We start from the raw sequence: 6,953 nt of genomic DNA, 5'->3' as shown, positions 1-6,953 counted from the left end.
GCCCACGGCCGTGACCGACAGAATCATGGGGTAGATCATGGCCGAAACGAGATAGTCCCTGATCTCCTGGACGCTGGCAAGATACTCGGCCACCCGCCGCAGGACCATGTCCAGGACTCCGCCGCTCTCTCCGGCCTTGACCATGTTGACAAACACCGGAGGAAATACCCCGGCCTGGGCCTCCAGCGCCTCGTGCAAAGAACTTCCTTCCCGTATGCGGTTATGAACGTCAAGGATGACACCTTGAAGCTTTTTCCGTTCGGTCAATTCACCGAGAATACCGAGACTTCTATTAAGGGGGATTCCCGATTCCAAAAGGATGGCCAAATCCTCGGCGAACATGATCAAGTCTTTGTTTCGCACTCCCTGAAAAAAGGAGAAATGGACCTCCCGCCGCAACAGGTCCCTGGTCGTCTTGGCCTTTTTGAGCCGTTTTGCCCCGGGTCTGCCCTTGAGTCCGGCCTTCTTTGCCCCTTCGGAAGCCTCAATGCGCAGAGGGACCAACCCCTGCTGCTGCAAGGCCATGGCCACGGCCCGCTCGCTGTCTCCGGGCATGCTTCCGGTTCTGATCTTGCCGCCCTTTTCTATGGCCTTGTAGGAATAGTCCATGTCCCCTCTCGGATCAGGCTCCGGTCACCCGCAGCACCTCCTCAATGGAGGTCTGGCCTGTTCGGACCTTATTCCAACCGTCACCCCGAAGGAGCACCATCCCATTTTCCAAGGCCCTGTTGCGGATGGCAACGGAGCTGCGGTTTTCGAGGATGAGCTCCCGGATATCGTCGGTGACCAGAAGAAGCTCGAAAATGGCCAGCCGACCCTTGTACCCGGTCTGGGAACAATGCTCGCAGCCCCTGGGCCGATAGATGGGAGTCTTGTCCGTGGGGATAAATGACAATTGCAGCCTGGAGACGATGGCCTGATCCGGAACAAATGCCTCCCTGCACTTGGGGCAGAGAACCCGAACCAAACGCTGGGCCATGATGCCGATGACCGATGAGGTCAAAAGATAGTCTTCGACTCCGATCTCCAGAAGACGGGCCACGGCGCTGGCCGAATCGTTGGTGTGCAGGGTGGAGAAGACCAGATGTCCGGTCAAGGCCGACTGAATGGCGATGTCGGCCGTCTCCCGATCCCGGATCTCACCGATGAGGATGACGTCCGGATCCTGGCGGACAATGGATCTCAGGCCCCCAGCAAAGGTCAGTCCAGCCTTGGCGTTCACTTGGACCTGATTGATCCCGTCCAGTTCGTATTCCACAGGATCCTCGATGGTGATGATCTTCTTCTCCACCGAGTTGATAGTGTTCAGCGCCGAATAGAGGGTCGTGGTCTTGCCGCTCCCCGTGGGCCCGGTGACCAGAATGATTCCGTAGGGCGCCAGAATGAGCCGGTTGAACAGTTCGAACTCTCTGGGCGGAAACCCCAAGGTGTCGAGCGAAAAGGTGATGCTTGTCCGGTCCAGGATACGCATGACCACGCTCTCCCCGTACATGGTCGGCAGGCAAGAGACCCGAAGATCGATGCTTTTCCCGGCCACCTTGATCCGGATACGACCGTCCTGGGGAATGCGGCGCTCGGCGATGTCGAGCTGGGCCATGATCTTGATGCGGGTGACTACCCCCTGCTGAAGATGCTTGGGGAACCGGTCGAACTCCAAGAGGATGCCGTCCACCCGGAACCGGACGATGAACCGGTCGGCAAAGGGCTCTATGTGGATGTCGCTGGCCCCGACCTCCACGGCCTTGGTCAGGAAATAGTTGACCTTCTTGATGATCGGAGCCTCGGAGGCCAGATCTCGAAGCTGCTCCAGGTCCTCGTCCAAAAAAATCGACGGCTCTCCGGCCTCTTCCTCTTCAGACTCTTTCGCATCCTCTTCCTCGCCCCGAAAATTAGCCCGAATCCAGGACCGGATCTGCTCCTCCCGGGCCAGATACATTCGGACCCGCTTGCCCGGATACAATTTTTTCAGAGTATCCATGACCAGGTAGTCGAAGGGATCGCTGACGGCGATCCTGACCTCCCCGTTCACTGCCAAAGGAAGAAAACAGTGTTCCTCCATGAAGAAGACCGATAAGGCCCCGAACGCCCCGGGATCGTACCCCTGGGGCAAGGCCGCGACGAACTCAAGCCCCAGTTCCTCGCCGACGATGCCCAGAAAATCGTCCTCGGAAACGAGCCCGGACCGGACCGCCACCCTGTGAGGCGGCTCGGCCAAATTTCCGGCGGAGATGATCTGGTCCAAGTCCTTGCGAGCCACCAGACCCCGCTCGACCATGATGTCTATAAGTGAAGGCATAAAAAAGTATACTTGAGCGATAAAAACAAAAAACGGCAGAAGGCGCCCCCTCTGCCGTTGATATTCCAAAATTTCATGACGGCGTTCAGACTCCTTTAGGGCCGGGAAGCCGTCACGTCAATCCGACGAAGCCACAATGCCAAGCAATGCTTGAGACCGTTCGTAAAATTCTCGGACAAATTTGTCCTTACCCTTCAATCTGAATTCATCTCCAAAAAAATTTCCAACCTCGTCGTCGTCCACCGGTTCGGCATACTGTACGGAAAGCTTCTCGTTTCTGCCGAAATTCAACAAACCGCTCCGAACGCTATATAGGAGGCACTCATCCATTACATACCCATTTTCTTTCAAAAATTGTTCAACATAATAATCGTTTCCGCAAAATATGTTGACCCTCCCCCGATACTCCCAAGAACCGAATCTTCCGCCCTGCCGATGAAGATCATAACGGTTGCTCGTCTCATCCAGCCAGATACCATCTTCGATCCCGGCCTCCTCCACCACAGCCAGGGCCTGCACCCGACGATTGGAGTCGGCGCGGATAAACACCTGGGTCGTATAAGTGCGTACTGTTGGCTCGTGCTTGGCGCTCATGGTCTTTTGGATCCGGCCCACAAATTCCAAAGAAGGATCGACAGTGACAACAAGGCCAGCCCGATCGCAAACCACAGCGTGAGAGGTCGCCGAATCATTCGGGGTCACAGGCCCCCGGGTGGAACAGCCCAGAAGAACGACCATCAAGCAGAAAAAAAGAATATTTTTATATTTCATCAGAGATCAATCCTTGAAGATAAAATGCGACGACCGGTGCGGCGCGGCTTCGAATATCCAAAACGATCCATTCTTAGGCCAGACCTGCATGAGGATCTCTTCCTCTTCGGGCCCGGCCGAGACATTGATCACCCTGTAAACCCAGAACATCTGATCATCAAAACGGCGGGTGTCCTCAGCACGGATAAACCCCTCATCCATAGCCTGGTCCAAGGTCAGTTCCTCGCGGATCAGTCGCAGGGTGGAGGCAAAGGCCACGCCGGCAACCTCCTCGCGCACGCTGTATTCCCGAGGCCAGTCCCCGGAATCAAGGAGCACATTAAGAAAATCCGCCGGGGGCAAAGAATCCGGTACAAGGGCCGGTTTCTCGGGGTCAAAGGAAAAATTCAAAACCCTGTCCTTGCCCCTTACGGCTAGCACCACTTGGGCTTCCCGCAGCCGTCCTCTGTCGTCGGGATACAGAAAAACCGTGGTGCCCACGGCCTCGTTCTTGTCCCGAACCGTTATTTTTTTCCCCTGGCGCTCGTAAAGCCAGACGATCTCCTGCGCTCCAACGTGACCTCTTGGATCCGTGTAGACGGAAGCCACCTCAAAAGAAACAGGCACTCCAAAGGCTTTTGTGTCCATGAGGAAAAAAAATGCCGAAACAAAAAAAAAGGCGGCCCTAGTTCGCATCGCCCTGTCCAAAGCCCTGATACTTCTCGCGCATATACTCCATAAAATCAAAGTCACGGTTCGTCTGCACGTAATATCCGTCTTCGGGCCGCCTCAAACTTTCTTTACGAGCCAGTTTCTCATAATCTTCCATAAAACCAAGAGTGATCTGGTCTTCAGGTTCCTGCGAGGACACGGTGCGCATCACCTGATTTTGCAAGACAAAACCGGCATCCTTCTTGACCAAGTCCACAGCTGATACGGTCACCCCCTGGCTGCGGTTGGCTATGACAATCAATCCCGTGGACCCGGCGTCCCCTGCCTCCATGGTCCTGCACACAGGGGCCTGAAGTTTTGCACCCTGGATAAGCACGTCGACCCCTCCTGCCTTGAGTGCGAACTCCTCGGCCCGCTCCATGGTGGTATGGGCCACGAGCACAAAAAGATCGTGATCTTGAGCCTGTTGTTGCACCTCCAAAATCGCGGAAACGGGATCACTCACGTGAGCGTGGACCGTGCTTGAAGCCATGAGCAGAGGATCGATAACCGAGGCCACGAGAATGCGCAGACCGCTTTTATCCACCAGCACGTAGGGCTGGGTGATTTCGGCCCAGGCCTTATCCCCAAGATTGGAGGCCACCAGAGGCGGACCATCCTGCGTGGCCTGGCTCAAAATTTTCGGCCCGAAATAGAGCTCGCTTTCGCCAATGGCCACACATACGGCACCTGAGGCGGAGAAAGATTTCATATATAATTTTGCCAAGTTCCGCTCGGGACTCTGCTTCAGGCTAAAATTGTCCCCGGTGTTGACGACCAGAGAACGCTCCGTGCCCACAGGGGCGACAAGACTGTCGACAATGGTTTTCTGACGGGAAAGCCCCCCCGTCTTGAGATTCCCTCACCCGGCAGGGAATGTGAGCCCCTGCATAGCCCCCTGGGCAATGATCCGAACATCCGGCAAGGCCGTGTCCTCGTCAGCCACAGCAGTTGATCCCGGAAAAAAAGTCAGGGTCACGGCCACGAGAACACTCAGGATCAACAATATCCTTTTATCCGCCATGTTGTATTGTTCCTTGTTGCTGGTTAGAAAAGTAAACCCGAAAGCACGCTGCCGGACGCATCGGCCCCTCCGTAGAGAGCAAAGGGGCAAATTCCGGCATCGGCCGTCACGGTCACACTGGCAGCCCGATAAAAATTATTCGGGAACAGGGAGGAAATGGTCCAAGCCGACTTGGCCGATGGAGACAGTACGCGCTCGGCCGTACCCAATGAATCACCATTGGCCTCAAATGCCTGGATACGCACTCGATTTGATGAGGAATCCAGATTCAAAACGGCCAACCCTGTCCACCAATACCCGTCCTGGGCCACATGGGCCAACCGGGCCGTTGTTCTCTGTTCTCCGGAATTGGCCACCATCGGCAGGGACGACCGTATCCCTTCGGCCTCATAGGAGAAGAACCCGGCAGTTTCACCAGGAGAACGGACCAAGGCCCAACCCTGGGAAAGACTTGCGGCGGATGCTGACGGAAACATCTCGGCCATGGTTCGCTCCTGCCTAGTCCAGGCAGGCAGGCTCCAATGCAACTCTCGGCTGGTTCCATCGCCCAAAATGGCCATGACAAGGACGTCCTGATCCCGACCGGACGGGTTGAACAGGGTTATCCTAGTGGTCCAGCCGCCTCCCGAGGCCACGTGGGGAATAATCCATGAGGTGCCGATGGCCAGAACCGGCAGTTCATCCCATCTGTCCGGTCTGAATTCCACCTGGTTGAGAATGTGCAGGGCCGACGTCCCCTGCACCAGGGCCCAGCATTCACCAGACGCCCCGCCCGGATGTGAGCCTGAATATACTTTGGTCGCTCCAGGCGGCAGGGTTATGGTCCCACTGGAGATGCGGCCTCCATACGGACTAAAATAATTCAGAAAAATAGTTTGAGACACCCTGTGCTGATTGTGCACGACACAGGTCGACTGTTGGCGGAAATTCATGGAATCTGTGAAAAATGGCACCACGCCTCGAATCAGTCCCGATCCTCCCGGAACGGCATCGGTTTTGGAGCTCAATTTTCCGGCTGTCCCGGAAAGATTGACGGCGGCCAGGGGATGTTCGGACACGAACCGAACGGCCGCGGGTGATCCGGCAAACGCCAGATCTGTGTATAGCTCACGATCGACCATCGCCGCCCATTTCTGATTTTCCTTGATGCCGGAAGGGATGGGCAACCCATTGAGGGGCAGGCCATTTTGGCCAAGAACAATGGCCCGGGCCGGATTCTCCAAAATAGAGCCGTCAGCGTTGGCGCAAGCCGCTCCGATCCAGCCTCCACGATTAAAATTCACCGCTGGCTGGCAGGAAAAACTGGAGCTGGCCATGTCCAGATCCACATAGACGTGCACGGCCACCGTATCCTTAGTATCTCCCGTGTGCGCCAAGGCAAGGATGTATTCACCCTCGGTCTGGGTCGTGTCGAGCTCATGGGTGGCAAGCTCGCGAAAGGCCGTTCCATTGGCCTCGCGTCTATCATTTCGCAAGATCTCATAGGTCACCATGCCAGCCTTGGACTGGGGGTCAAGCCCCAATGAAATCCTGGGATCGGCATTTGCCGGAATATCCAGAATAAAACTGCGGGTCGAACCGGGCTTCATGAGCAATGGGGCGTGCCCAGGACCGATCCGGGTGACGTTTTCATACCCGTCTCCGGAAGACACGGCGATTTCACGAATCAGGTCGTAATCCAGACAATAGATGTCGGAATGCTGCTCAAGTGGCACCCAGACGATGGCCGGGTGGTTGTTTCCGGTCCATTGCCCTCCGGTATAGGCACCAGTTTCGTCTTTATACAACACATAGCTGAAGCTCGATTCGTGCTGATCAAGGCCCTGAAAATCTGGATGAATGCCGATGTCGTTAGCGTAACGGATCCGGCAAAAAACCTGGGACGAGGATGAGGATTCAACGATGTTCATGGAAAACCAAAAAATGGGATATGACCAGAATTCCTCCCCAGGGCTCAGGTCGGCAGCTATTCCGATGGGCTGCTCGTACAAATACTGCAACACATAGCGGTGGAAATTGGCTGGATTGTTGCCACACGGGCGTGACAGCTTGGGGTCGTGGTGATGAGCCAATGTCAAGAGGCCCTTCTTGTCTCCGACGTTAAACAGGGCCCCTTTGAAAAACGAGGGAGAGAAATCAATGTGTTCAAGAAGAACCGCATTGGCCAAAGCA

General features: G+C 55.7%; 5 protein-coding genes. All 5 read right to left on the bottom strand.

Annotated elements, in window-relative coordinates; genetic code table 11:
• Positions 1-609 (bottom strand): type II secretion protein F (locus EOM25_10965; protein NCC25697.1); only part of this gene is annotated, 609 nt, incomplete at its 3' end.
• Between the two features lie 13 nt (positions 610-622).
• Positions 623-2,296: a type II secretion system protein GspE gene (gspE, locus tag EOM25_10960; GenBank protein NCC25696.1), complete on the bottom strand. Its 1,674-nt coding sequence runs from the start codon at positions 2,294-2,296 to the stop codon at positions 623-625.
• 117 nt (positions 2,297-2,413) lie between these two features.
• Positions 2,414-3,067 carry a hypothetical protein gene (locus EOM25_10955; protein NCC25695.1) on the bottom strand — a complete coding sequence of 218 codons (654 nt, stop codon included), beginning with the start codon at positions 3,065-3,067 and terminating at the stop codon, positions 2,414-2,416.
• A gap of 6 nt (positions 3,068-3,073) precedes the next feature.
• Positions 3,074-3,673 (bottom strand): hypothetical protein, encoded by a 600-nt coding sequence (locus EOM25_10950; protein ID NCC25694.1) that lies wholly within the window; start codon positions 3,671-3,673, stop codon positions 3,074-3,076.
• A gap of 58 nt (positions 3,674-3,731) precedes the next feature.
• Complete coding sequence (locus tag EOM25_10945) at positions 3,732-4,436, bottom strand: hypothetical protein (protein NCC25693.1); 705 nt, start codon at positions 4,434-4,436, stop codon at positions 3,732-3,734.
• Between the last annotated feature and the right edge of the window lie 2,517 nt (positions 4,437-6,953).

This window comes from Deltaproteobacteria bacterium (assembly GCA_009929795.1).
Lineage (GTDB): Bacteria > Desulfobacterota > Desulfovibrionia > Desulfovibrionales > Desulfomicrobiaceae > RZZR01.
The sequence above is the reverse complement of the archived record's forward strand: the minus strand, read 5'-3'. Positions and strand labels throughout refer to the sequence as shown.

Excerpts from the sequence above, each read along its gene's own strand:
- gspE (NCC25696.1), bottom strand. The coding sequence starts at position 2,296 with ATGCCTTCACTTATAGACATCATGGTCGAGCGGGGTCTGGTGGCTCGC.
- EOM25_10955 (NCC25695.1), bottom strand. The coding sequence starts at position 3,067 with ATGAAATATAAAAATATTCTTTTTTTCTGCTTGATGGTCGTTCTTCTG.